The 23122-nt window shown below is 40.8% G+C and carries 23 protein-coding genes; 10 read left to right on the forward strand and 13 right to left on the reverse strand.

The window, feature by feature from the left end:
* The first annotated feature begins 100 nt into the window (after positions 1-100).
* Positions 101-1471 (forward strand): cystathionine beta-synthase, encoded by a 1371-nt coding sequence (locus tag BC751_RS10630; protein ID WP_130275507.1) that lies wholly within the window; start codon positions 101-103, stop codon positions 1469-1471.
* Between the two features lie 17 nt (positions 1472-1488).
* Positions 1489-2118, forward strand: coding sequence for a hypothetical protein (locus BC751_RS10635; protein ID WP_130275508.1), 630 nt, complete (start codon positions 1489-1491; stop codon positions 2116-2118).
* 2 nt (positions 2119-2120) lie between these two features.
* On the opposite strand, the gene BC751_RS10640 is transcribed toward BC751_RS10635, so the two are convergent.
* Genes BC751_RS10640 through BC751_RS10650 form a run of 3 tightly spaced genes read right to left on the reverse strand, consistent with a single transcriptional unit; the run spans position 2121 to position 4930 of the window.
* A complete protein-coding gene (locus BC751_RS10640; protein ID WP_130275509.1) occupies positions 2121-3167 on the reverse strand; it encodes a vWA domain-containing protein in 1047 nt (348 codons plus the stop codon).
* On the reverse strand, positions 3154-3996 hold the full coding sequence (locus BC751_RS10645) for a heme biosynthesis protein HemY (RefSeq protein ID WP_165389826.1): 843 nt from the start codon (positions 3994-3996) through the stop codon (positions 3154-3156). Before BC751_RS10645 ends, BC751_RS10640 begins: the two co-directional genes overlap by 14 nt.
* Before the next feature lie 55 nt (positions 3997-4051).
* On the reverse strand, positions 4052-4930 hold the full coding sequence (locus BC751_RS10650) for a DUF58 domain-containing protein (RefSeq protein WP_130275511.1): 879 nt from the start codon (positions 4928-4930) through the stop codon (positions 4052-4054).
* Positions 4931-5103: 173 nt separating this feature from the next.
* Here BC751_RS10650 and BC751_RS10655 point away from each other — a divergent pair, with 173 nt between their 5' ends.
* Positions 5104-5442, forward strand: coding sequence for a DUF4296 domain-containing protein (locus tag BC751_RS10655; protein WP_130275512.1), 339 nt, complete (start codon positions 5104-5106; stop codon positions 5440-5442).
* 5 nt (positions 5443-5447) lie between these two features.
* Positions 5448-7835, forward strand: a complete 2388-nt coding sequence (locus tag BC751_RS10660; protein WP_130275513.1) for an endonuclease MutS2 — start codon at positions 5448-5450, stop codon at positions 7833-7835.
* A 57-nt stretch (positions 7836-7892) separates the two neighbouring features.
* Here BC751_RS10660 and BC751_RS10665 read toward each other — a convergent pair whose 3' ends face one another.
* The 6 genes from BC751_RS10665 to BC751_RS10690 are packed head-to-tail and all read right to left on the reverse strand — an operon-like array spanning position 7893 to position 13540.
* Complete coding sequence (locus tag BC751_RS10665; RefSeq protein WP_130275514.1) at positions 7893-8366, reverse strand: hypothetical protein; 474 nt, start codon at positions 8364-8366, stop codon at positions 7893-7895.
* A gap of 49 nt (positions 8367-8415) precedes the next feature.
* Positions 8416-9051, reverse strand: coding sequence for an ABC transporter ATP-binding protein (locus BC751_RS10670; RefSeq protein ID WP_130275515.1), 636 nt, complete (start codon positions 9049-9051; stop codon positions 8416-8418).
* 2 nt (positions 9052-9053) lie between these two features.
* Positions 9054-9833: an acyl-ACP--UDP-N-acetylglucosamine O-acyltransferase gene (lpxA, locus tag BC751_RS10675; RefSeq protein ID WP_130275516.1), complete on the reverse strand. Its 780-nt coding sequence runs from the start codon at positions 9831-9833 to the stop codon at positions 9054-9056.
* Positions 9830-11224, reverse strand: a complete 1395-nt coding sequence (locus tag BC751_RS10680; protein WP_130275517.1) for a bifunctional UDP-3-O-[3-hydroxymyristoyl] N-acetylglucosamine deacetylase/3-hydroxyacyl-ACP dehydratase — start codon at positions 11222-11224, stop codon at positions 9830-9832. Before BC751_RS10680 ends, lpxA begins: the two co-directional genes overlap by 4 nt.
* Before the next feature lie 36 nt (positions 11225-11260).
* Positions 11261-12283: a UDP-3-O-(3-hydroxymyristoyl)glucosamine N-acyltransferase gene (gene lpxD / locus BC751_RS10685; RefSeq protein ID WP_130275518.1), complete on the reverse strand. Its 1023-nt coding sequence runs from the start codon at positions 12281-12283 to the stop codon at positions 11261-11263.
* A gap of 18 nt (positions 12284-12301) precedes the next feature.
* Positions 12302-13540, reverse strand: coding sequence for an HD domain-containing protein (locus BC751_RS10690; protein ID WP_207226870.1), 1239 nt, complete (start codon positions 13538-13540; stop codon positions 12302-12304).
* 51 nt (positions 13541-13591) lie between these two features.
* Between BC751_RS10690 and porX the strand changes: the two genes are divergently transcribed.
* From porX to BC751_RS10705, 3 genes are read left to right on the forward strand one after another with little or no spacing between them, the layout of a single operon-like run.
* Positions 13592-15151 carry a T9SS response regulator signal transducer PorX gene (gene porX / locus BC751_RS10695; protein WP_130275520.1) on the forward strand — a complete coding sequence of 520 codons (1560 nt, stop codon included), beginning with the start codon at positions 13592-13594 and terminating at the stop codon, positions 15149-15151.
* Positions 15152-15155: 4 nt separating this feature from the next.
* Positions 15156-15599, forward strand: a complete 444-nt coding sequence (gene tsaE / locus BC751_RS10700; protein ID WP_130275521.1) for a tRNA (adenosine(37)-N6)-threonylcarbamoyltransferase complex ATPase subunit type 1 TsaE — start codon at positions 15156-15158, stop codon at positions 15597-15599.
* Positions 15592-16794, forward strand: coding sequence for an alanine dehydrogenase (locus tag BC751_RS10705; RefSeq protein WP_130275522.1), 1203 nt, complete (start codon positions 15592-15594; stop codon positions 16792-16794). The genes tsaE and BC751_RS10705 overlap by 8 nt, the downstream gene beginning before the upstream one ends.
* Before the next feature lie 131 nt (positions 16795-16925).
* Here the strand turns inward: BC751_RS10705 and BC751_RS10710 are convergent, their stop codons facing one another.
* Positions 16926-17384: a response regulator gene (locus tag BC751_RS10710; RefSeq protein WP_130275523.1), complete on the reverse strand. Its 459-nt coding sequence runs from the start codon at positions 17382-17384 to the stop codon at positions 16926-16928.
* A 392-nt stretch (positions 17385-17776) separates the two neighbouring features.
* Here BC751_RS10710 and BC751_RS10715 point away from each other — a divergent pair, with 392 nt between their 5' ends.
* Both BC751_RS10715 and BC751_RS10720 read left to right on the forward strand, forming a co-directional pair.
* Positions 17777-18316, forward strand: coding sequence for an inorganic diphosphatase (locus tag BC751_RS10715; protein ID WP_130275524.1), 540 nt, complete (start codon positions 17777-17779; stop codon positions 18314-18316).
* Positions 18317-18367: 51 nt separating this feature from the next.
* Positions 18368-19414: an outer membrane beta-barrel protein gene (locus tag BC751_RS10720; protein WP_130275525.1), complete on the forward strand. Its 1047-nt coding sequence runs from the start codon at positions 18368-18370 to the stop codon at positions 19412-19414.
* Here BC751_RS10720 and BC751_RS10725 read toward each other — a convergent pair.
* Positions 19386-19871 (reverse strand): hypothetical protein, encoded by a 486-nt coding sequence (locus BC751_RS10725; RefSeq protein ID WP_130275526.1) that lies wholly within the window; start codon positions 19869-19871, stop codon positions 19386-19388. The genes BC751_RS10720 and BC751_RS10725 overlap by 29 nt on opposite strands.
* Positions 19868-20473 carry an acyl carrier protein phosphodiesterase gene (locus BC751_RS10730; RefSeq protein WP_130275527.1) on the reverse strand — a complete coding sequence of 202 codons (606 nt, stop codon included), beginning with the start codon at positions 20471-20473 and terminating at the stop codon, positions 19868-19870. The genes BC751_RS10725 and BC751_RS10730 overlap by 4 nt, the downstream gene beginning before the upstream one ends.
* A 65-nt stretch (positions 20474-20538) precedes the next feature.
* Here BC751_RS10730 and BC751_RS10735 point away from each other — a divergent pair, with 65 nt between their 5' ends.
* Positions 20539-22467, forward strand: a complete 1929-nt coding sequence (locus BC751_RS10735) for an AAA domain-containing protein (protein WP_130275528.1) — start codon at positions 20539-20541, stop codon at positions 22465-22467.
* A gap of 1 nt (position 22468) precedes the next feature.
* Here BC751_RS10735 and BC751_RS10740 read toward each other — a convergent pair whose 3' ends face one another.
* Positions 22469-23011: a DUF4924 family protein gene (locus BC751_RS10740; RefSeq protein WP_130275529.1), complete on the reverse strand. Its 543-nt coding sequence runs from the start codon at positions 23009-23011 to the stop codon at positions 22469-22471.
* Positions 23012-23122 lie beyond the last annotated feature (111 nt).

The raw sequence follows: 23122 nt of genomic DNA on the forward strand, positions 1-23122 counted from the left end.
CGGTGTTATTCTATTTCAAAATAATATTTGGATTTAAAGGGGGACGGTTCCTGCCCTCTGAAATAATTTGTAACTTGCGCGGAAAAAGAACCCAAAAGTTATGATTTATAATTCCATCATTGAGACCATAGGAAATACTCCGTTGATCCGTTTGAATAAGGTCAATAAAGGTATTAAGGGAGAAATATTGGTAAAAGTCGAATATTTCAATCCCGGAAACTCAATGAAAGACAGGATGGCTGTCAAAATGGTTGAGGATGCTGAAAAGGCCGGCATATTAAAGCCAGGGGGAACTATCATTGAAGGTACAAGTGGAAATACGGGTATGGGATTGGCGCTTGCCGCTATTGCCAAAGGATATAAATGTATTTTTACAATGGCAGATAAGCAGTCCAAAGAGAAAATAGACATTCTTAAGGCAGTAGGAGCGGAAGTAATTGTTTGTCCTACCAATGTGGCCCCTGAAGATCCCAGATCTTACTATTCGGTAGCCAAGCGTTTGAATCAAGAAATTCCAAATTCTTTTTATCCTAATCAATACGATAATCTTTCCAATGCCCAGGCACATTATGAGACTACCGGTCCGGAAATCTGGAAAGACACAGAGGGAAAAATCACGCATTATGCAGCAGGAGTAGGCACAGGGGGATCCATGTGCGGTACAGCTAAGTACTTGAAGGAAATGAATCCGGATATTGTTACAGTGGGCATCGACACCTACGGTTCGGTCTTTAAAAAATATAAAGAGACAGGAATTTTCGATGAAAATGAGATCTACCCTTACCTGACTGAAGGTATTGGAGAAGATATCCTCCCAAAAAATGTTGATTTTGATTTGATAGACCATTTCATCAAAGTGACGGATAAAGATGCAGCCGTAATGACCAGAAGGCTTTCAAGGGAAGAGGGACTATTTGTGGGTTGGTCATGTGGGTCTGCTGTTCACGGGGCATTGGAATATGCCAAAGAAAATTTGAAAGATGGAGACAGGATGGTCATCATCCTTCCCGATCATGGTACCCGCTACCTTGGTAAAATCTACAATGATGATTGGATGAGGAATCATGGCTTTATGGAAGATAAAACTTTTGGGACTGCCAGGGATATTATCGCTTCCAGGAATGGCTCATACCAATTGGTAGTTTCCCAAAAATCAGACAAGGTTAAAGATGCAATCGCACTGATGAATGGAAAAAGCGTGTCCCAGATTCCTGTGATGGAAGACGGTCAGGTAGTAGGAAGTATCACAGACAGTAAAATACTCAGCAAAATCATTGAGAACCCAGAACTTAAAGATGCCGCGGTGGCAGATGTCATGGAATCTTCCATGAAATTTGTGGCTCTTGACAGCACCTTAGATGTGCTTTCTTCAATGGTTGATAAAGAAAAAGCGGTTTTGGTCAGAGATGATAACCATCAGATACACATCATCACCAAACATGATATATTGGAAGCCATTACCAAGTCCTGAGGTTGAATTCACAGTACATGAATAAAGAAAAGTTATCCCAATTAAGGGAGAGGGGTTATGATTTTGATATTGCCAATATTCTGGAAAGAGGATTCAGGATGTTTTTGGCCCAGCCCTTATTGAGTTTCTCTTACACCCTTTTGATCATAAGCTTACAGCTTTTATTTGCGCTATATCTTAGGGAGGTAACTTTTCTTTATGCACTTTTATTGGCTCCCCCTTTATTTTCAGGATTCTACTTTGTAGCAAATAAAATCAGTATGGGCCAGCCTGTGGTATATCCCGATTTCTTCAAAGGTTTCAGTGTGGCTTGGGCAGTGATTTCCATTTGGCTTATAGGACAGATACTGACCGCCTTGGGGTTTTTTGCTTTTATAATACCGGGGATTTATCTGGCAGTGGCTTACAGTTTTTCAGTTCTGATGGCCATATTTGGAGGTTTTGACTTTTGGACGGCGCTGGAAGAAAGCAGGAAACTGATCACTGTGAGGTGGTGGAAATTCTTTGCATTTTCCCTTATTTTGGTAGTCATTAACCTTATCGGGCTACTGCCTCTTGGATTTTTGCTTCCAGTCACTATCCCTGTCACATTTTATGCAACTTACATTTTATTTGAAGACCTAACGCGTGATGTTTTTGCGGAGTAAAATCAATCCAGTAGGAAATTATTGAAAAAGGTGCTCTTCAAACCTAGCCAACCTAAGAATAAGAGAATACCCCAAAATAGATAGGAACGGTAGTAATCTACCGTTTCTTTATATCTTGATTCTATGATTTCGGCTTTTTCCAGGTTGTCAATTTCATCAAAAATTTTCTCCAGAGCATTGTCATCTGATGCCCGGTAGAATCTTCCGCCTCCGATTTCCGCGATTTCACGGAGGGTGGTTTCATCCAGGTAACTTTCTATCATCTGAGGTCTCCCAAAGAAATCCACTCCATAGGGGACCATACCATCCTTACCAACAGCAATGGTGTAGATTTTTATATCCAGTGCAGCTGCTAATTGTGCGGCAAATATCGGGTCCACATTCCCCGCATTGTTTTCCCCGTCACTCAATAAAATCATGACTTTTGACTTGGATTCCGATTCACGCATGCGGTTGGTACCCGCAGCAAGCGCACTGCCGATAGCAGTTCCTTTGGCATCCATCATATTGAATGTGATGTCTTTGACCAAGTCGGTAAGCAATGCATAATCTGTTGTCAAAGGAGCCAAAGAATAAGCTTCGCCTGAAAAAATCACCATGCCGATCCTATCCCCAAAGCGTCCGTTGATAAATTCAATGGCTGTTTCTTTTGCTGCTTCTAGTCTATTGGGCTGGAAGTCCTGAAGGTCCATGGATTCGGATATGTCCAGAACAATCATAATGTCAATGCCCTCTGTGTATTGCTCGACCCTTTCATTGGTCCGTTGGGGACGGGCAAGTGCAATAATCAGCATAAAAGTTCCCAGCAAAAAAAACAAACCTGGGATCAACCTTAGGTATGTCCATGGATTGCTTTGGGATACACTCCCAGGTAGAGAAAGTTCAAGAACAGGATTTTTTAAAAACTTGATGAATTTTCTCAAGGAGAAAAGCAAAGGGACCAACCATAGCAAATGCAAAGCCCAAATATTTTCCCATTCAAATGACCTTAAAGTGTCCGGGGAAAACCAGTATAAAGAAAAAAAATCAGCTACATTATTGGCGTTCATCGGTTGGGGTGATTTTCTGTTGGAAAGATTGGGAACAAATGTTCCAAAGGTTCTGACAAGCTTGCGGCAGGTCTTTACCTGATTTCCCGGCGTAAATGATCATTTCGATTTCTCGGAAATCTTTGATGATTTCTTTGTTCTCCAGGAAGGAAGAAATCTCTGTCGTGGTCCATTCCCTAAAAGGTCTGGCTTTTAGATGTTCCATGTAAGTTTTCCAGAGTCCCAATAACTCATCCGCATGTTCCATGCTCGGTTCAGCTGTGAAAGACGATTCAGCTTTTCTCCACTTTTGCTCAAACCTTTTGTATTTCCTTTTTTCCATCCAGATTTCCCACCGTCTGGATAGCTGTTTCCCGAAGAAAAAGAATACAATAATACCAACTAAAGCCAACACCAGAACCAAAGCAATCATCAGAGGATAGTTGAAACTGGTCTCAATAGGTTGGTAAACATTATTGTCCTTGAAAACCAGCTCATCAGGAATTTGATCAATCATGAGTTTCAGGGCCAGGGAGGATTCCAAAGGTTTGTAAATCAAACTGTCGTATTTGAATACTTCAAATACAGGGATGGAAAATTCGACCACGGGATCCAGGGAAAAGTTGGAAACAAAATAGATGGCGCTGTCCAGGGTATATTCTTCGGTAGAGGCACTGATAAACGTTTTCTTTTCAAGCAGAACAAAGGGGGAGAAATCGTAAGTGGTGTCCGGGAAAACTATATTCTGCCCTTTGCCATATTTAGCCTTCAGGACATAGGCCACCCTTTCTCCGAGTTTAGCAGAATCCTGTAGAAAATAACCTTCAACTTCGACCGGTTGTTGGGCCATAGTAAGCCAAGAGGTCAAAGTTAAGCATAGGAAAAGCGTGATATGTTTCAATTTTTTATCCACGTTTCATGGTACGGTTTCTTCGCTTGAATAGTTCAATCAGGGGAAGAACGATGTCTTCTTTGGTATTGATGTTCAGGTAATTGATCTGGTTTTTCTTGCAGATATCCTGAAGATGTGTCCGCTCTGTCGTGAAGGTGTCTTCAATTTTTTTTGAGAACGAACCAAATGCCGTATTCACCCATGTGGTTTTACCTTCCTCCTTGTCATAGATGGGGATAATACCCAAAGAAGGAAGGGCAGATTCCCTTGGGTCTGTAACCTGTATGGCTACCAAATCATGTTTTTCTGCCAAAGCCTTGAATGGCCTCTCATAACCTTCATCAATAAAGTCGGAAATAACGATGATGATGCTTCGCTTTTTGATATGGTTGAGGGCAAAATTGAACATCTCCTTGAGGTTTGTCTTTAAGGATTTGTTCTCATGCTTGAAGATACCCTGAATGATTTTCACCCCTTGTTTTGGACCTTTTCCTGGAAGGATGATTTTTTCTTTTTGGTCGGAAAAGGAAATCAAACCGGCCTGACTTCCTTCAAATATTGCAGCTAAGGTCAATACCCCTGCAATTTCTTTACCAAGATCGATCTTTTTTCTTCCTTTTTCTCCAATATCCTGTGAGCCGGAAATGTCCAAAAGAAAATAAACCGACTGATCTTTATCTTCTTTGAAGGTTTTTACAAATGTCCCGTGCCCTTTTGCAGAAACCTTCCACTCAATAGTCCTTACATCATCCCCATATTGATAAGGCCTGAGGTCATCAAATTCCAGTCCGGCCCCCTTGAAAATAGAGCGGTAGTCTCCCTGAAGATGGTTGTTGGCCACCTTTCGGATCATGATTTCATATTTTCTGAGCTTTTTAAGGAGTTGATTCATGCAAATGGTATTCGGGAGCCTAATTTAAGGCTATGTGGTGAATAATAAAAAGTCTATTTGGAAAGCTGTCATTTTCTTATCCAAAAAGACCTTGGATTTAAGATTATTTAAGAGTTGCCCGCCTGTTTTGTGGGAGGTATCCAAATTCAATTTATTCGTCTTATTTTTACAGGGTGAAAAAGTTGATATTATATAGTATTTCATTGTTGCTGCTTGTCTCCTGTGCAAAAAACAAAACACCGGAAGGTATTTTGGATGAAGACAAAATGGTGGAATTACTGGTGGATATCCATATGGCTGAAGGACTGGTAAGTACATTTCCCATTCATTATGATTCATCCAAGGTGCTTTACCCTTTGTTTGAAAAGGAAATTTTTGAAAAACATCAAGTCCCGGATTCGGTTTTTAGAAAAAGTTTGGAGTATTACATGAGAGATGCAAGGATAATGGACCGCTTATATGCAAGGACCATTGATTCTTTACATGTAATTGAAAAATCCGGTAACCAATAATCACCATGTTATATCCAAAAAATCTCGAGGAAAAAATCAATTTTCAAAAGATAAGGGAGCTGCTTAAGGAGGAGTGTACCAGTAGTTTGGGGATGGATTTTGTAGATAAAATGTCTTTTTCAAAAGACCTGAAGTTGGTCAATCGACTTTTGGATCAGACCGATGAGTTCAAACGTATCATAGAATCCGGAGAGTTCTTCCCTTCTTCCAATTTCACCAATATTTATCCTTATCTGGAAAGGGCCAAGGTTCCAGGGACATTTTTATATGAAGAGGATTTTCATGAGATCAAGCTTGCCTTGATTACCCTCAGTCGATGTATTGAATTCTTTCTTGACCATCAAACGGAATACCCGCAGCTTTTTGAATTATTGGGCCTGGTAAATCTTAATAATGATCTTTTACGCGAAATAGAAAGGATTATTGATGAAAAGGGAAAAATAAGAAATAATGCATCCAGGGAACTTTCTCTGATCCGTTCACAGATTTTATATGAGGAAAACCGCTTGAGGAAAGTTCTGGAAAGAATTTTCAAAGATGCCAGGTCCAAGGGCTACACCCCCGAAGATGCTTCCATCACCATAAGGGGAGGTAGAATGGTAATTCCAGTATTAGCGGAAAACAAAAGAAAAATTAAGGGTTTTATTCATGATGAATCTGCAACAGGTCAGACGGTATTTTTGGAACCTGCAGAGGTATTGGATATCAACAATGAGTTGAAGGACCTGGAATACATGGAGCGACGTGAAATCCAGAAAATTCTGACCCAGCTTACAGATATCCTGAGGCCTTATATCCCTGAACTGAGAAAGGCTTTTCATTTTCTGGGCATGGTTGATTTTATCCGCGCTAAGGCAAAGTTTGCCATTAAGACCTCCTCCAGTAGGCCGGTTTTAGAAAAGACCAGGCAGATAAACTGGTCAAATGCCAGACATCCTTTGTTGGAGTTTGCTTTGAAGCAGCAGGGGAAAAATATTGTTCCTTTAAATATCCAACTGGACCATAACAGACGCCTGCTGGTAATATCAGGACCTAATGCTGGTGGGAAATCGGTGACACTAAAAACAGTGGCTTTGGTCCAATATATGCTTCAATGTGGCTTATTGGTTCCAATGGACGGACATTCTGTATGTTGTTTGTTTGATAACTTTTTCATCGATATCGGTGACGAACAGAATATTGAGAATGACCTGAGTACCTATAGCTCCCATCTTTTGAGCATGAAGTATTTTACCCAGTTTTCCGATAAGAAGACCATTCTTTTCATTGATGAATTTGGCACAGGGACAGAACCGCAATTTGGAGGGGCAATTGCAGAGGGAATACTTTTGGCTTTAAATAAAACAGGGGCTTATGGTGTGATTACCACGCACTATGGTAACCTGAAGCAAGTAGCCGCCAAAAACCAGGGACTGATAAATGGGGCGATGCGATATGATGTGGACAAACTGGAACCTTTGTACCAGCTCGAAATCGGAAAACCCGGCAGTTCTTTTGCCTTGGAAATTGCCTCTAAAATCGGGATAGACAAGGATATTCTTGCTTATGCCAAAGAACATATTGGAGAAGAGAGAGTGAAATATGACAGGCTTCTCACCAAGTTGGAAAATGAAAAGGTAAAATATGAACAGTTGATTTCCGAGACGCAGAGGAAAGAAAGGTTGCTGGAGCAGCGGATGAAAGAATACAACCAGCTAAAGGAAACCATTGAATCCAATAAAAAGCAATACATCCAAGAGGCCAAAGCTGAAGCAAAGGCGCTTTTGGATCAGGTTAACAGAAAAATTGAGGCATCGATTAAAGAAATAAAGGAAAGTAAGGCAGATACAGCCATTTCCAAAAGGGTAAGGGAAGAAATAGAAACCCTGAAACAAGAAGTCAAACCTGAGAAAAGAGTTCCCGTGACTCCTGAAGTTAAAGTAGTGGGAGGCGAAATTCATGAAGGAGATTATGTAAGGTTAAAAGATAATGGTGCTATTGCACAGGTGCTTTCCATCAAGAAAAAGGAAGCCGAAATCAGCATCGGTGACCTTAAATCTACGGTCAAGCTCAACCGCTTGGAAAAAATTTCCCATGCGGAAATGAAGAAGGAGAAAAAGTCCTTTGCCAAGAGGACAGGTTATGATGCCAACGCCAAAATGATGGAGTTTTCGCCAAATCTGGATATCAGGGGAAAGAGGGCAGAAGAGATTTTAAGTTTGGTGCAAAACTTTGTTGATGATGGATATATGTTGGGTTTGAAAGATTTGAGAATAGTCCATGGTAAAGGAGACGGGGTATTGCGCGAAGTCACAAGGAATATCCTGAGGGGAATGAAGCCCGTAGCCAAAATCGAAGATGAACATGCCGACAGGGGAGGGGCAGGGGTAACCTTGGTCACTCTAAAGGGATAAAACCAAAAAAGTCCAACATTTGCTAAGTTGGACTTTTTATTTATGTATTGGTGGTTATTATTGTTTTCTTCTCAAGTTAAAAGTGTATCCTCCTGCCACAGCTTCAACTCTTGCACCTGGAACAGGAATGGTAAATTGTAGTCTCAGGTCATTTCCTGTACGGGTAAAGGATATTTCCTGACCCGAGGCAGGGGCTGTTCCAGAGAGCCTAATCCTATCTACTCGGCCGGAAACAAATTCCCAATTGCCGTTGGCAGCAAATAGGCCATTATTGTTGAAAGTCTGATAGGTTTTGTTGGTAGCAGCAAAGGTGATTTCAAAATTCTGATAGATATTGGTTTCAGATCGACCATCCCGTTGTACAGAGCCACCTCCGGCAACGGTCCAAGTTTGGGATGTACCTCCCGTAAGGTCTAAAATTGCCAGTTCTTCGGGAGTTTTTTGGGGCTCAGGATCCGTTCTTTTTTCACCACATGAAGTAGAAAAAACTGCCCATCCCATTATAATAAGGCTAAAAATGATTTGTTTCATGGAAAATTTAATTTTAAATCATTGTAAAATTATAAATAAGATTGAAGATTCAAAGTTTTTGCTTCGGCTTATAATCTTCCACATGGATTTTTTGTTGACAAAAACCATATTCCTTAGGGTCATTGGAGCATACTAAGATTGTTTTGTTTTGCCCAAATTCACCGATAAGTCCCAGGTACCAATTGAGCCCCTTCTCATCCAAATTAGAACTTGGCTCATCCAGTAAAATCAAAGGAACATCCGAAAAAAAACACAGCCCCAGTTTCAGTCTTTGCTTCATGCCTGAGCTGAATTGGTTGATGGGTTTATTCCTGTGCTCTTTCAGGTACATGTTTTCCATCATTTCTTCAAATGACAAATTATTTAAAGGCTTTTTGAACCGGAAATGAAATTGGAGGAGTTCATTCAAAGAGAATTCCTCCGGTAATTCCAAATAGGGAGCTGAAATCGCCAAATGGTTAAAAATTTCCGACTCGGGAATACTTTTCCCCTCAAAAAGATATTCAATTTTACCTTCTGTAAGGGGATTAATGGCTGCAATGCATTTAATCAAAGTAGATTTCCCTGAACCATTGCTTCCTGTAATCGCCCAAGCAGTGTTTTTGCTGATTTGTACCGAAAGGTTTTTAAAGATCCAATCAAATTGGAAACGCTTCCCAATGGAATTTAGCTTGATTTCCAACATGTTTAGCTGATGTAACCCTTCATTACCCCTCTTTCCGAAGAGCGTATAAAGTTAACAATCTCATCCCTTTCTTTAGTGGCAGGCAGGTTGATTTCGATTTCTTCCAGTGCCCGGCTGTTGTTCAGACTGTTGAGGAACAGGTACCGGTAAACTTCCTGAATATGGCTGATCGTCTCTGCTGAAAAGCCTCTTCTTCGCAATCCAAGGCTGTTCACACCTGCATAGCTCAAAGGTTCTCTGGCTGCTTTTGTGTAAGGAGGTACATCTTTTCTCACCAAAGATCCACCTGAGATCATGGCGTGCATACCTATTTTTACAAATTGGTGGATGGCGCTGCTTCCACCGATGATGGCCCAATCATCAATGGTCACATGGCCGGCTACTTGTACCGCGTTGGCAATTATCACATTGTTGCCTACGATACAATCGTGGGCGATATGAACATAAGCCATTAAAAGGCAGTTATTTCCTACCTTGGTGGTCTTTTTGTCTAAGGTCCCCCTACTGATAGTCACACATTCACGGATGGTGGTATTGTCGCCGATTTCAACAGTAGACTCCTCCCCCTGGAATTTGAGGTCCTGGGGAATAGCCGCGATTACCGCACCGGGGAAAATTTTACAGTTTTTGCCTATTCTGGCACCGGGATAAATAGTGACATTTGAACCGATCCATGTGCCCTCCCCAATTTCTACATCACCATGAATCATGGTGAATGGGTCAATGTGCACACCTTCGCCGATCTTGGCATTCTGGTCTATATGGGCTAGTTTGCTGATCATGATTCTTTTCTTACAATGCTGGCGGTCATAACGGCTTCACAAACCAAGGTGTTTCCAACAAAAGCTTCTCCTTTCATTTTGGCTATCCCTCTTCTGATAGGAGCTAATAGCTCACATTTGAATACCAAGGTGTCCCCAGGTAATACCATTTTTCTGAATTTGCAGCTTTCTATACCCAGGAAGTAAGTCCAGTAATTTTCAGGGTCTTCTACGGTACTTAATACCAAAATACCGCCTGTCTGTGCCATTGCTTCAACCTGTAATACTCCTGGCATTACAGGGTTATTGGGGAAATGCCCCATGAAAAAAGGTTCGTTGATGGTGACATTTTTAACCCCAGCAACTACCGTGTCGTCCAGGTAGATGATTTTGTCCAATAATTGAAAAGGATACCTGTGTGGAAGGATATTACTGATCTGATTGATATCCATCACAGGAGGTAGTTTCGGATCATAATATGGGATATGGGTGGGGCCTATTTTTTCCCAGGCTCTTTTGAGTTTTTTTGCAAAAGCCACATTGGCCGCATGCCCTGGTCTCGCAGCCAATATCTGTGCTTTAAGTGGTCTTCCCACCAATGCTAAGTCTCCTATGACGTCCAGGAGTTTGTGTCTTGCCGGTTCGTTTTTATACCGGAGTTCAACATTATTAAGGATGCCTTCCTTGCGGACTTCTACCTTTTGTTTGTTGAACATTTTTGCCAAGTGCTCCAATTCAGAGTCCTCAACTACCCTGTCTACCACTACAATGGCATTGTTGAGGTCTCCTCCTTTGATCAGGTTTTGATTGTAAAGGGTTTCCAGCTCATGAAGGAAACAAAAAGTCCTGCAAGAAGCTATTTCGGATTTAAACTGGGAAATATTGGTAATGGAGGCATGCTGACTTCCCAAGACCGGAGAATTATAATCTACCATTACGGTAACCCTATAATCGTCCAAAGGTAGCGCAGCTAATTCCACTTCCCGGGAGGGGTCCCTGTAAGTTATACTTTCAGGAACTTCGAAAAATCTCCTCAACGCATTTTGCTCCTCTACTCCTGCAGATTCTAAAATTTCAACAAATTGGATTGAAGATCCATCCATGATCGGAGGTTCAGGTCCGTCAATCTGCATCAATACATTGTCAATTTCAAGCCCGACCAATGCAGCCAAAACATGTTCTACGGTAAATATCCTTGCCCCGCTTTGTTCCAGTGTAGTACCTCTTGATACATCCACCACATTGTCAACATCCGCATCAATGATCGGCATTCCTTCCAGGTCTATTCTTTGGAATTTGAAACCATGGTTCGGAGGTGCTGGCAAAAAAGTGAGATTGGATATTACTCCTGTATGAAGTCCCACACCTGATACGGTGACTTGCTTTTTAATAGTATGTTGTTTTACCCTCATCGGATTATGTAGTACTTTGCTAATAAGGCCGTAAAGTTATTGTTTTTTTTCCAGTTCTTTAATTCTGTCCTGAAGACTGGGAAGATTTTTGAAAATGGAATAGGATTTAAGGAAGTCTTTGATGTCAAAACCCACGAAACCAAAAAGCGTTTTTCCCGGCTCGTTGATGTTCTTGGAAACTCCTGTTTTTGCCCCAACTGTTGTTTTATCCGCAATTTTTATATGACCAACGATGCCTACCTGTCCTGCAATTACACAGTTTTTTCCGATTTCGGCAGAACCTGAAATGCCTGTTTGCGATGCAATTACGGTATTTTCTCCAATAATAACATTATGTGCTATCTGTACTAGATTGTCTATTTTAGCTCCTTTTTTGATCAGGGTACTTCCCATAGTAGCACAGTCTATCGTGGTATTGGCCCCTATGCTTACATGGTCTTCAATGATAACATTGCCGATTTGGGGGATTGTCTTATAAGTGCCATCTTCTTGTGGAGCAAACCCAAAACCATCAGACCCAATGACCGCTCCGGGATGGATTTCACAGTGGCTGCCAATGACGGTATCATTGCAAATTTTGACTCCTGCATGGATGATTGTATGATCACCAATCCGAACATTGTCACCTACATAGGCATGAGGGTGGATTTTTACACCATTTCCAATTTTGCAGTTTTTTCCCACATAGGAGAAGGCGCCTCTGTATCCTGCCTCTCCCTGTACGCTTGAAGGGTCAAAATAGGAGGGCTGTTCCACACCCACTTTGCCCATTTTGGTCATATTGGAGTAGGCTTCCAAGAGCTGGGTAAAGCCCGTATAGGCATTTTTTACCCTGATGAGATTACATTTCAGCGGTCTTGAAGGTTTAAAATTTTCTGAAACGATCACCGCTGTAGCTTCGGTTTGATAGATGAATTGTTCGTATTTTTCATTGGAAAGAAACGCGATCCCTCCAGGTTTGCCTTCCTGAATCTTATCCAGGCGGTTGACCTTGAGGCTTCCGTCACCTTCAACTTTACCGTTGATGAGAGCTGCAATCTGGTCTAAGGAAAATTCCATTGGTATGTTCGAATTTGGCTACAAAATTAAACTTTTGGCTTGGCATACGTAATGCTTCTTGACTATTTTGCTCATAGCTTTGATATTTGGCAGGTCTGCGGCCTGGGCAACATCAATGATCTGTCCTTTTTTGGTCAGGATATATATTCTTTCTTTGGTCAAATAGGCATAATTGCTTATTGATCCATGAGTGAAAAAGTAATGAAGATCATTCAAAGGAATTTCAAGCTTCTTCATGGTTTTCTTTTTCAGAACTTCAAGCTCTTCTTCACCGAATTCTTCATTTCTTAGGGTTATTTTAAACAACTTCCTTCTGAGGAACATTTCTGAAATGTTCCTTAAAATATAGTCCGATTCATTTTTCCACAATTTCACTGCGCCCCATATATCATAATCATCCAGGCCTAGAAATATTTTTAACAAATCAGGGGAGTTTTTGAAGTCATATAACCTGAAGTCATTTTCCAAAAAATGGAGTAACTCATCCGTGGCTTTCAACTTACCCCTTGTCTGCTGAATCTCTTTGGCCCTTGTAATTAGGTTGATGAGCATTTTTTCAGCAGAGACGGTGGTTTTGTGCAGATAAACCTGCCAGTACATGAGCCTTCTGGCACTGAGGAAGTTTTCGATACTGTACAGTCCTTTCTCCTCTACGACCAATTGGTCATTTTTGATATCCATCATTTTGATGATCCGGTCTGCCCCGATGGTTCCTTCAGACACTCCCGTAAAAAAGCAGTCCCTTTGAAGGTAATCCAATCTGTCAATATCCAATTGGCTGGAAACCAACTGATGAAAGAATTTTCTTTCATACTGATCTTTGAAAATTTGAATTGCCAAATCCAGCTGTCCGTCAAACTCTCTGTTCAATTCCTCAATGACCAAAAGAGAAATGGACTCATGAGGGATATTTTGCAATAATGAAAATTCCAGGGCGTGAGAAAAAGGCCCATGACCAATATCATGCAACAAAATAGCGATCAGAGCTGCCTCATATTCCTCATCTGAGATTTCATTGCCTTTATGGCGGAGGTTATCCAAAGTGATACTCATGAGGTGCATGGCACCAATGGCATGATGGAAGCGGGTATGGAGTGCCCCGGGGTAGACGAAATCAGTTAAACCAAGTTGCTTAATCCGACGTAACCTTTGGAAGTAAGGGTGGTCAATGATTGAAAAAATAAGTTCACTTGGGATAGTTATAAATCCGTAAACAGGATCATTCAGAATTTTACGACTTTTCAATGTCCCAGACATTTGATTGGTTCCAAAAGTAATTATAATTTTAAAAGAAATAAACGGCATTATATGCAAAAGTCTAAAATCCTTTGGGCAGATGACGAAATAGACCTGCTAAAACCCCATATTCTCTTTCTTCAACAAAGAGGCTATGACATTATTACTGTGAACAGTGGGTTGGATGCAATCGATATGGTGGAGGATCAGAATTTCGATGTGATCTTTTTGGATGAAATGATGCCCGGGATGACTGGTTTGGAAACTTTGCAGCAGATCAAAATGGTAAAGCCCCAGATTCCGGTGGTCATGATCACCAAAAGCGAGGAAGAGCAGATTATGGATGACGCCATAGGGGGACAAATTGCAGATTACCTTATCAAGCCGATCAACCCCAATCAGATACTGTTATCTGTCAAAAAAATCCTTCAGAACAAGCAGCTGATTTCTGAACGGACCAATCTTTCCTACCGTCAGGATTTTATGAACATCAGCATGGCCTGCAATGATGCCTCAAGCCATCAGGAATGGACGGATATTTATAAAAGGCTGACATATTGGGAACTCGAAATTGATAAAACCGAAAACAAAAGCATGCAGGAGGTCTTGGAAACCCAAAAAACCGAGGCCAATTCCCTTTTTGCTAAATTTATTAAATCTAATTACCTGAATTGGCTGAATGATTCCCGTTCGGATGCCCCTATATTGTCCCATAAACTGATGAAAGAAAGGGTTTTTCCTTCTATCCGCCAGGGAAACCCCTTGTTTTTTGTGGTGATTGATAACCTTAGATTGGACCAATGGGAGGTACTGAAACCCTTGATTACAACTTATTTTAATATTGAGGAAGAAAGTACTTATTACAGTATTTTGCCTACCACTACAGCCTATGCCAGGAACGCGCTTTTTAGCGGATTGATGCCTTCAGAAATGGCTAGGTTTCATCCAGAACTGTGGGAAGGGGAAGATTCGGATGAAGGGAAAAATAATAATGAGGAGGAGTTTTTGGGGGAAAATCTGCACAGGAACAGGATGAATGTCAAATTCAGTTACAATAAGATCCTACAGGCACACCAAGGCAAGCTGGTGTTGGATCAGTTCCAAAACCTATTGAATAATGACCTCAACGTTTTGGTTTACAATTTTGTGGATATGATGTCCCATGCCCGTACGGATATGAAAATGATCCGGGAGCTGGCTCCCAATGAGTCTGCATATAGATCTTTGACCAAAAGCTGGTTTGAGCATTCCACTCTTTTCGAATTATTTAAGAAAATCAATGATGTAGGCGCAGAAGTAATTGTCACTACGGATCATGGGACCAAGCGGGTACATAAGCCTTACAAAATCATTGGCGATAAAACTGTAACCACCAATTTGAGGTACAAGCAGGGAAAAAATCTCAATTATGAAAGCGGGAAGGTGTTTGAGATCTTAAAACCTGAAGAGGCCAAACTGCCTAAATTTAATGTTTCTACGAGTTATGTTTTTGCCGTAGAAGATTATTTCTTTGCATATCCAAACAATTACAATTATTATGTAAATTACTACAAAGATACCTTTCAACATGGAGGGGTGTCTCTGGAGGAAATGATTATTCCAATAGCTCATTTAGTCCCAAAGAATAGTTAAGGGTTTGAAAATTATCCATTGTGAAAATTTAGATCAGTTGGAAGAAACAGCTGAGCAGGTGATCAGATTTTGTGGGAAAGACAAAATCTGGGTCTTCAAAGGTCAGATGGGAGCTGGAAAAACCACATTGATTAAGGCAATTTCCAAATGTTTTGGAATCGAAGATGTGGTTTCTTCCCCAACATTTTCTATCGTCAATGAATACAGAAACCCGAAAGGTCAAGTATTTTACCATTTTGACTTTTACAGAATCGAAGACCCTGAAGAAGTCTTGGAAATTGGAATTGATGAGTATTTCTACAGTGGGAATATCTGTTGGTTGGAATGGGCAGAGAAAATTCCGGAATATGTCCCTTCAGATTTTGTGTTTATTAAGATTGAAATAGGCGACCGAGGAGAAAGGATTATCAGTTTACAAAGGGTCTTAAATAGCGAAATAGATGGTTGAGTTAACAGAGAGCATAGGTTTATATCCCAAAGAGGCAGCGGCAAAAGTTAAAACGGCAAAAAATTCTTTGGTAATTGGAATACCAAGGGAAACTGCCGCTCAGGAAAAAAGAGTGGTTCTTACGCCGGAAGCGGTAGCGCTCTTGGTAAATAATGGGCAACAGGTGGTCGTTGAAACCAATGCGGGTCTCCTTGCCAAGTTTACTGACAAAGATTACTCAGATGCAGGTGCCAAAGTGGTGTATTCGGCAAAAGAGGCTTTTGATGCAGAAGTCATTTTAAAGGTGGAGCCGCCCACCACCGAAGAAATTGAATATATGCGTGCAGGATCATGTTTGATTTCTGCGCTGCAATTGGGGAAACAACATGCTGATTTTATCCATGCGCTTAACAGAAAAAGGATAACTGCTGTAGCTTTTGAGCATTTGGAAGATAAAGTGGGCGGTATGCCTGTGGTAAGGGCCATGAGTGAAATTGCAGGGAGTACGGTGATGCTTATAGCCGCCGAGTACCTGAGCAGTGTTAATGATGGTAAGGGACTGATATTGGGAGGTATCACCGGTGTCCCTCCTACGGAGGTGGTAATAGTGGGTGCGGGAACAGTAGCTGAGTATGCAGCGAGGACAGCCTTAGGATTGGGGGCAAGTATTAAAGTTTTTGATAACCATATCTATAAACTCAGAAGGATCAAGCAGCTCTTAGGCCAGCAAGTTTATACCTCTACCATTGATAATTACACACTCGGCCAGGCTCTCAAAGAAGCAGACGTGGTCATAGGAGCATTAAGGACTGAAAAGGGTAAAAATAAAATCGTGGTCAGTGAGGAAATGGTTGCTGCAATGATGGAAGGGAGTATTATCATTGATGTAAGTATCGACCAAGGAGGGTGTATAGAGACTGCTGAAATGACTTCCCACGAAAACCCGACTTATGTGAAACATGGAGTAATCCATTATTGTGTGCCCAACATAGCCTCTAGAGTGGCAAGGACAGCTTCGGCTGCTTTGAGCAATATTTTTACCCCTATTTTACTTCAGATGGCTGACTTGAGAGGGGCAGAAGAGATGATCTTCAATTATAAATGGTTTATGAAAGGGGTATATACCTATAGGGGAAGCCTTACCAATGCCTATTTGGCAAGGAAATTTGCAATGACGCACAAAGAACTCCAATTGTTACTAGCTGCAAGATATTGATCTCGCTTGCCACTCTAAATTGAAATGGTCGATCTCCATTGTTTTGACATAATGGCATCAAAAACCAATTTAGCACTAAGAAACTTGGCTGGTTATTTCCCCTGATTTCTTAACTGAAAAATGGGATATGCTTATTCCGATGTGATTTCAAGATCTTTTTTGAGACCTTGAATTTCTTTTTGAAGGTTTTTGACTTCCTTTCTCAAGCTGTAAGTTTCAAAAGCATTACGGATGATGTTCTTGAAGTACTCTTCATCCCAAGGTTTTGTCAGGTAATGGTAAATGACTCCTTTGTTGATGGCTTCTTGTACAAGTTGGATATCTGAATAGGCACTTAAAAGAATCCTGATAGGTTCTGGATATTCCGTCATGATAGAGGTAAAAAAATCAAGGCCAGTTTCAGATGGCATTCTTTGATCCGAAATGATGATATCGACGGGTTGGGTACTCAATATATGTCGGGCTTCTTTGGTTGAGGCAGTCAGCTGAACGTCAAAATCATATTTGAAAGTGGTTTTGAATGCCTGAAGATTGATTTCTTCATCATCTATATAAAGAACTTTGATTTTTTCTTCTTTGATATTCGACATTGTGGCTTATCAGGTTTTTTGTTGGTTAGCTTTTACTCTCAGCAAGTGCCAGGATTGCCCGAGCATACATCTTCAAATATCGAAATAATTCCGAATTTATGAAGTTTTTTTTTAGTTTTTAGTTGGTTGTTTTTTTCGGGTTTTTCAATTTTTTATTTTAAGTCTTATTTATAACCACTTGTGAAGGGCTCTTTCAAAAAGCAGAATTGGGAAAAATGGAAATTGATCAATATTTCTTTTAAGGCGTAAAAGGCTGTTTTGTACTGTTTTCTAATCGATTTTTTGGCATTATTTAATTTCAGTTCAGCACTTAAAAAGCCCAGTCAAACTTTGTAATAAGGTGATTTGGGCGTAATTTGCGTCCAAATTTAAATTTTAAAAAGTTTTTCATTATGATAAATCCATGGCACGATGTGCAAATAGGAAAAGAAGCTCCCGAATATGTCATGGGAGTCATTGAAATTCCAAAAGGTAGCAAAGGAAAATATGAATTGGATAAGAAGACAGGTATGCTGCTGCTGGATAGGGTTTTGTTTTCTGCTGTGCATTACCCCGCGAATTATGGTTTTATTCCCCAGACCTTTTGTGATGACAAGGACCCCTTGGATATTTTGATCATTTCGCAGATTGATATTCCTTCCATGACCTTGGTAAAGGCAAAAGTAATTGGGGTAATGCGAATGGTAGATGGAGGTGAAGCAGATGATAAAATAATAGCAGTAGCAGCTGATGATCAATCTGTGAACTATATCAGTGACATTGATGAGTTACCTCCTCATCTTATGAAAGAAGTCCACAGGTTTTTTGAGGATTACAAAAAACTTGAAAATAAAGAGGTAAAAGTAGAAGACTTCTTAGGCAAAGAGGAAGCCTTTAGGATCATTAGAGAAAGTATCGAATTGTACGATAAAAACTTCCGTACAAGAAAGTAACAAAATCTGGCCTGGGTATATGAATCCAGGCTTTTTTATTTAAATTTCTTAATGAGGTTTTTGCTGGTATTCTTTCTTTCTATATGCCCCACTTGGGTATTTTCTCAACAAAAGGAGTTTAATAATCTAATTTTTTCCGGTTACCTGGAATCCTATTATTCCTATGATTTCAACCAGCCGGATGATAACAGAAGACCTGATTTCTTATATAATTTCGCAAGGCATAACGAGTTTAGTTTTAACCTTGCCTTACTCAAAGTAGCTTATGAGGATGAGAATATCCGGTCCAGTTTTGCATTGATGGCAGGAAATTATGCCCAATATAACCTTCAAAATGAGCCAACTTGGGCGCAATTTGTAAATGAGGCCTCAGTAGGAGTGAAGCTTCACAGAAAGGTTTGGTTGGATGTAGGGATTATGCCTTCTCATATTGGGTTTGAAAGTTGGTATGGGATGGATTGCTGGCATTTAAGCAGGAGTCTTATGGCGGAAAACTCCCCGTATTTTTTAACTGGAGCAAGGCTTTCGTATGAGTCCAACCCCAACTGGGATTTTGTCCTTTGGGCTACCAACGGTTGGCAGAATGTCCAAAGACAGGACAGGAGTCGGGGACTTGGTTTAGGTTTTGGACTTAACCATAGGCCATATAAAGGCCTGGTCCTCCATTATGCTAATTATGTAGGCAACGAAGGCCTGGATCCTGTGCAAGCTTGGAGATTCTTTAACAATTTTTACATTCAGTATGGAAATGAGAATTGGGGAGCTACCCTTGGTACTGATTATGGTGTTCAGGAAGTAACTTTTGTTGGCGTCAGGCAATGGTATGGAGTAACCGCGTCGGTCAAAAAAACAATTTGGGAAAAATTTATCTTGGCAGGTAGAGCAGAGTATTATTCCGATCCAAATGCTGTCATTCTGAATAATGGCATGAAAGTATCCGGGTTATCGGCAAATTTGGATTATCCTTTTCGTGAAAATACGTTATTTCGGCTTGAGGCCAGGCAGTTTATCAGCCCAACTGCTGATTTTTCACTTCCAGGGGGCAGGTTCAGTAAGGGCAACACTGCGGTTACGGCTTCTTTTGCTGTTCGTTTTTGATTTTTTTCAAAGCGCTTACTTTTTTCTTTGGGACTTTCTTTTGGAGGTATTGGACAAAATCATCATAGTTGACATGTTCATGGTTGCTGATGGTAAAAGAAGTATTGTCGTCAAAGGCAATGGTCAATTGTTTGAATTCCCGCTTGTTTGAAATCATCTTTTCCTCATCCCACACCATGACCTGATTGAGGTCATATGAAATGGTTTTACCCCTTAAAGGCAAGCTGGTGATGATTTTTTCTTTTCCTGCTGAGATAAATTTAAAAGCAGCCATCATTTTTATCAGTAAAAGCAGGATTACCAAGGTCAGAATCACTGAGGCTATCAGATAAAAGGCCAATCCGAATGTTCTTTGGGTAGCGAAGTGGTTGAGAATGTAAATCAGGCCACTGACCAAAATGAGCAGTACAAGCACTAGGGCCAGATAGGTATTGGTTCTTGGTTTACAATGTATCATGCTGGACTCAATTCTGACTTGAGTTCGTATAGTCTATTCTTAGAGTGACTTACGAGGTCTTCGAAAAAATCCCCGAAGTGAACCCTTAGAAATTCGTGATGCTCGTCGAGGAATATATGTGCAGTGTCTAAATTAGACTGAAATTTTGTCTTTTTTGCCATCCCGGTCATTGCCCTTCTGATGCCATCCAATTCCCCATATCCTCCAAGCCAATTGTAATAACGCATGTAGGCAAAAGTTTTCATGAATTTGTCAGGGACAACATTTCTGAAACTGTCTATGGTTTCATAGACATCCTGTACAAAATCCTGAAGGGGGAGGTGGTGGTAATTGTTCCAATACTTGGCGAGGAAATAATCAAAATACATATCGGTAATCACTGTAGAGTATCGGCCATATTCAGGTTTTAGAATTTCCTGGGCTTCCTTTACCACAGGGTGATTGTCTGTGAATTTATCGATGGCCCAATGGAGTTTGACCCCAATGACTATTTCTTTCTCGTAGGATTTTTCGATAGATCCCCGGACAAAATCACCTATAAAATTTCCCACCAAAACCTTTGGCTCCCCAAAGGACAGGTATGCATGTGCTAGATAATTCACGTTTTTCTAAACGGTGATAAAATGCTTGTTTTTAAATCTTAGATTTGTGCTAAATTTAGTCAAATATGTCAAAAATTCAGGAGGAATTACAAAATTCTTTGAAACTTTTGAAGCAGGAGTGGGAGGAAGATTTACAGCAGTTCAAAAAGAAATTTTTATATACCTCAATATCAGACAAGAAGGAAGAAGGTATTTGTTGGTATCCTGTCCAATTGAAAAAATCAAAAATCGGTTTTGGGGAAAGATGGATTGTAGATCTTGAAAGATTCGATACCAATCAAAGCCATTTGTTCCAATCAGGTAAATCTGTGTCCATTTTTTCCAACCAACAAAACCACATTTCTCCCGATTTGAGGATAAACGGGGTGATCAATCAGGTGAAAAAAGATGTGATGACTGTAACCTTACAGGTGGAGGAACTGCCGGATTGGTTAAGCAAAGGTAAAATAGGGATTGATCTTTTGTTTGACGAAGCAAGTTACAGGGAGATGGAGTCAGCTTTGAAGGCTGTAATCAAAGCGGAGAAGAGCCGCTTAGCTGAACTGAAATATATTTTATTGGGAGAAAATGCTGCAAGTTTTGGAGCATTCCATAAGCTTGAAGATTCCAGGTTAAATGAAAGTCAGCTGGAAGCTTTGGGTCTTGTGGCTGCTGCAAAAGATGTGGCCATAATCCATGGCCCTCCCGGGACGGGGAAGACCACCACTTTGGTCAAAGGTATCCAAAGTAGCTTGGAAACTTATAAGCAGGTATTGGTCTGTGCTCCAAGCAATGCTGCCGTGGACTTATTGGTGGAAAAGCTTCAGGAAGCCGGTGTTTCCACATTAAGAATAGGCCATCCGGCCAGAGTGGAGGAACATATCCTTTCCCAGACTTTGGAAGCGAAAATTGCCTTGCATGACAGCTACAAAGACCTGAAAAAGCTAAAGAAGAAAGCAGATGAATACCGAAAACTCGGCCAGAAATATAAAAGAAGCTTTGGTCCAGAGGAAAGGATGCGGCGGAGACGGCTTTTTGATGAGGCCAATAGGTTCAAAGATGAAGCGGAACACTTGGAAGAATACATTGTCTATGATGTGTTTCAGCAGACGAAGGTGTTTGCATCCACTTTGGTGGGGGCATCCAATGCTGCGCTGAAAGGGATGAGATTTCCTGTTGTTTTTATAGATGAGGCAGGGCAAGGGCTTGAGGCGGCCACTTGGATACCGATCCAAAAGTCCGATAGGGTTGTGATGGCAGGAGATCATTTTCAGCTGCCACCCACCATTAAGTCATTTGAGGCTGCCAGAAAAGGATTAAGCGAAACCTTATTTGAAAAGGTGATCAAAAGACAACCTTCGGCTTCAAAAATGCTTAAGCTCCAATATAGGATGCCGGAATTGATCATGGGTTTTTCAAATAGGGTTTTCTACGGGAATGAATTGCAGGCAGCAGAGAATACACAAAACCATTTTCTTTCAGAAGATGAACCTGTTTTGGAATTTATTGATACCGCAGGCAGTGGATTTACCGAGCAGGTTGAAGAGGAATCATTGAGTACTTTCAATACTGAAGAAGCCAGATTTGCCCTGAGGTATTTGGAGGAAATGATCAAAAGGGTTGGGATTGCCAAAATAAAGACCCATCAATGGAATATTGGATTGGTGGCTCCTTATCGCGCTCAGGTGAGGAAATTCAATGAACTGCTTTTCGAAACTTATGACTATCCCAATTTGCGTTCTTTTTCAGAATTGTTGACTATCGACTCCATCGATGGTTTTCAGGGGCAGGAGAGGGATATCATGTTCATTTCTCTCGTGAGATCCAATTCCAAAGGGGAGATAGGCTTTCTTTCCGATACCAGGAGGATGAATGTTGCCTTGACCAGAGCCAAAAGAAAGCTTGTTGTATTGGGGGACAGCGCAACCTTGAGCCATCATCCATTTTATCAGGCGTTTCTTGATTATATCGAGGAAAAGGGATGTTATAAAAGTGTGTACGAATGGCTTTACTGAATCAGGTGTTTTCTGGATTTTCCGTCGCTGACAAAAAAGCCCAGTTAAGGTAACTCAATACATTTCCAAAGGCCTCTGTCGCTTCCAGGATGTCCTGAGGGATATCCCTGCCACGAAGTCTTGCCAGCAATCTACCATATACGGTATTCAAGAAAAGCTGAACTTCATTTGAAGGGAAATCATCTTTTGCTTCGGCCATCAAGTGAATCAGGTGAGGTTTAGCTTGCCGGTAGATTTCAAAATAGGTTTTGTCCTTTTTGAGTAGTTCCCAGTGCAGCTTTGCCAAATTTTCCACTAAGCACTGGGTCTCTTTTAAATGCCCGCCTTTTTCTAATTTTTCCGCAAGCATCGCTTCAGCCAGATTCCGGAACCAGGAAAAAGTTTCTTCTTTTTCTTGGGTCGAAACCGGATAATGGCTCACCACATATTTACTGATATCTTCCATGTTGAACTGATAGGCCCGGAGCAGGTCCTCCATTTGATACATGTAAATGATATATTCAGCTATGTTCTGCCTTCTTTTCTTTTCTGCTACTGCTTTCATGGGGCTTTGTTTGGGCACAAAGAAAACAATTCTGTTTTAGAAAAAGTAATCTGAGGAAGCATGTCGGCCGATCTAGTCAATAGATTTAGTCTATTTTCCCAAACAAAATGT

It is taken from the genome of Cecembia calidifontis (assembly GCF_004216715.1).
Classification (GTDB): Bacteria; Bacteroidota; Bacteroidia; order Cytophagales; family Cyclobacteriaceae; genus Cecembia_A; species Cecembia_A calidifontis.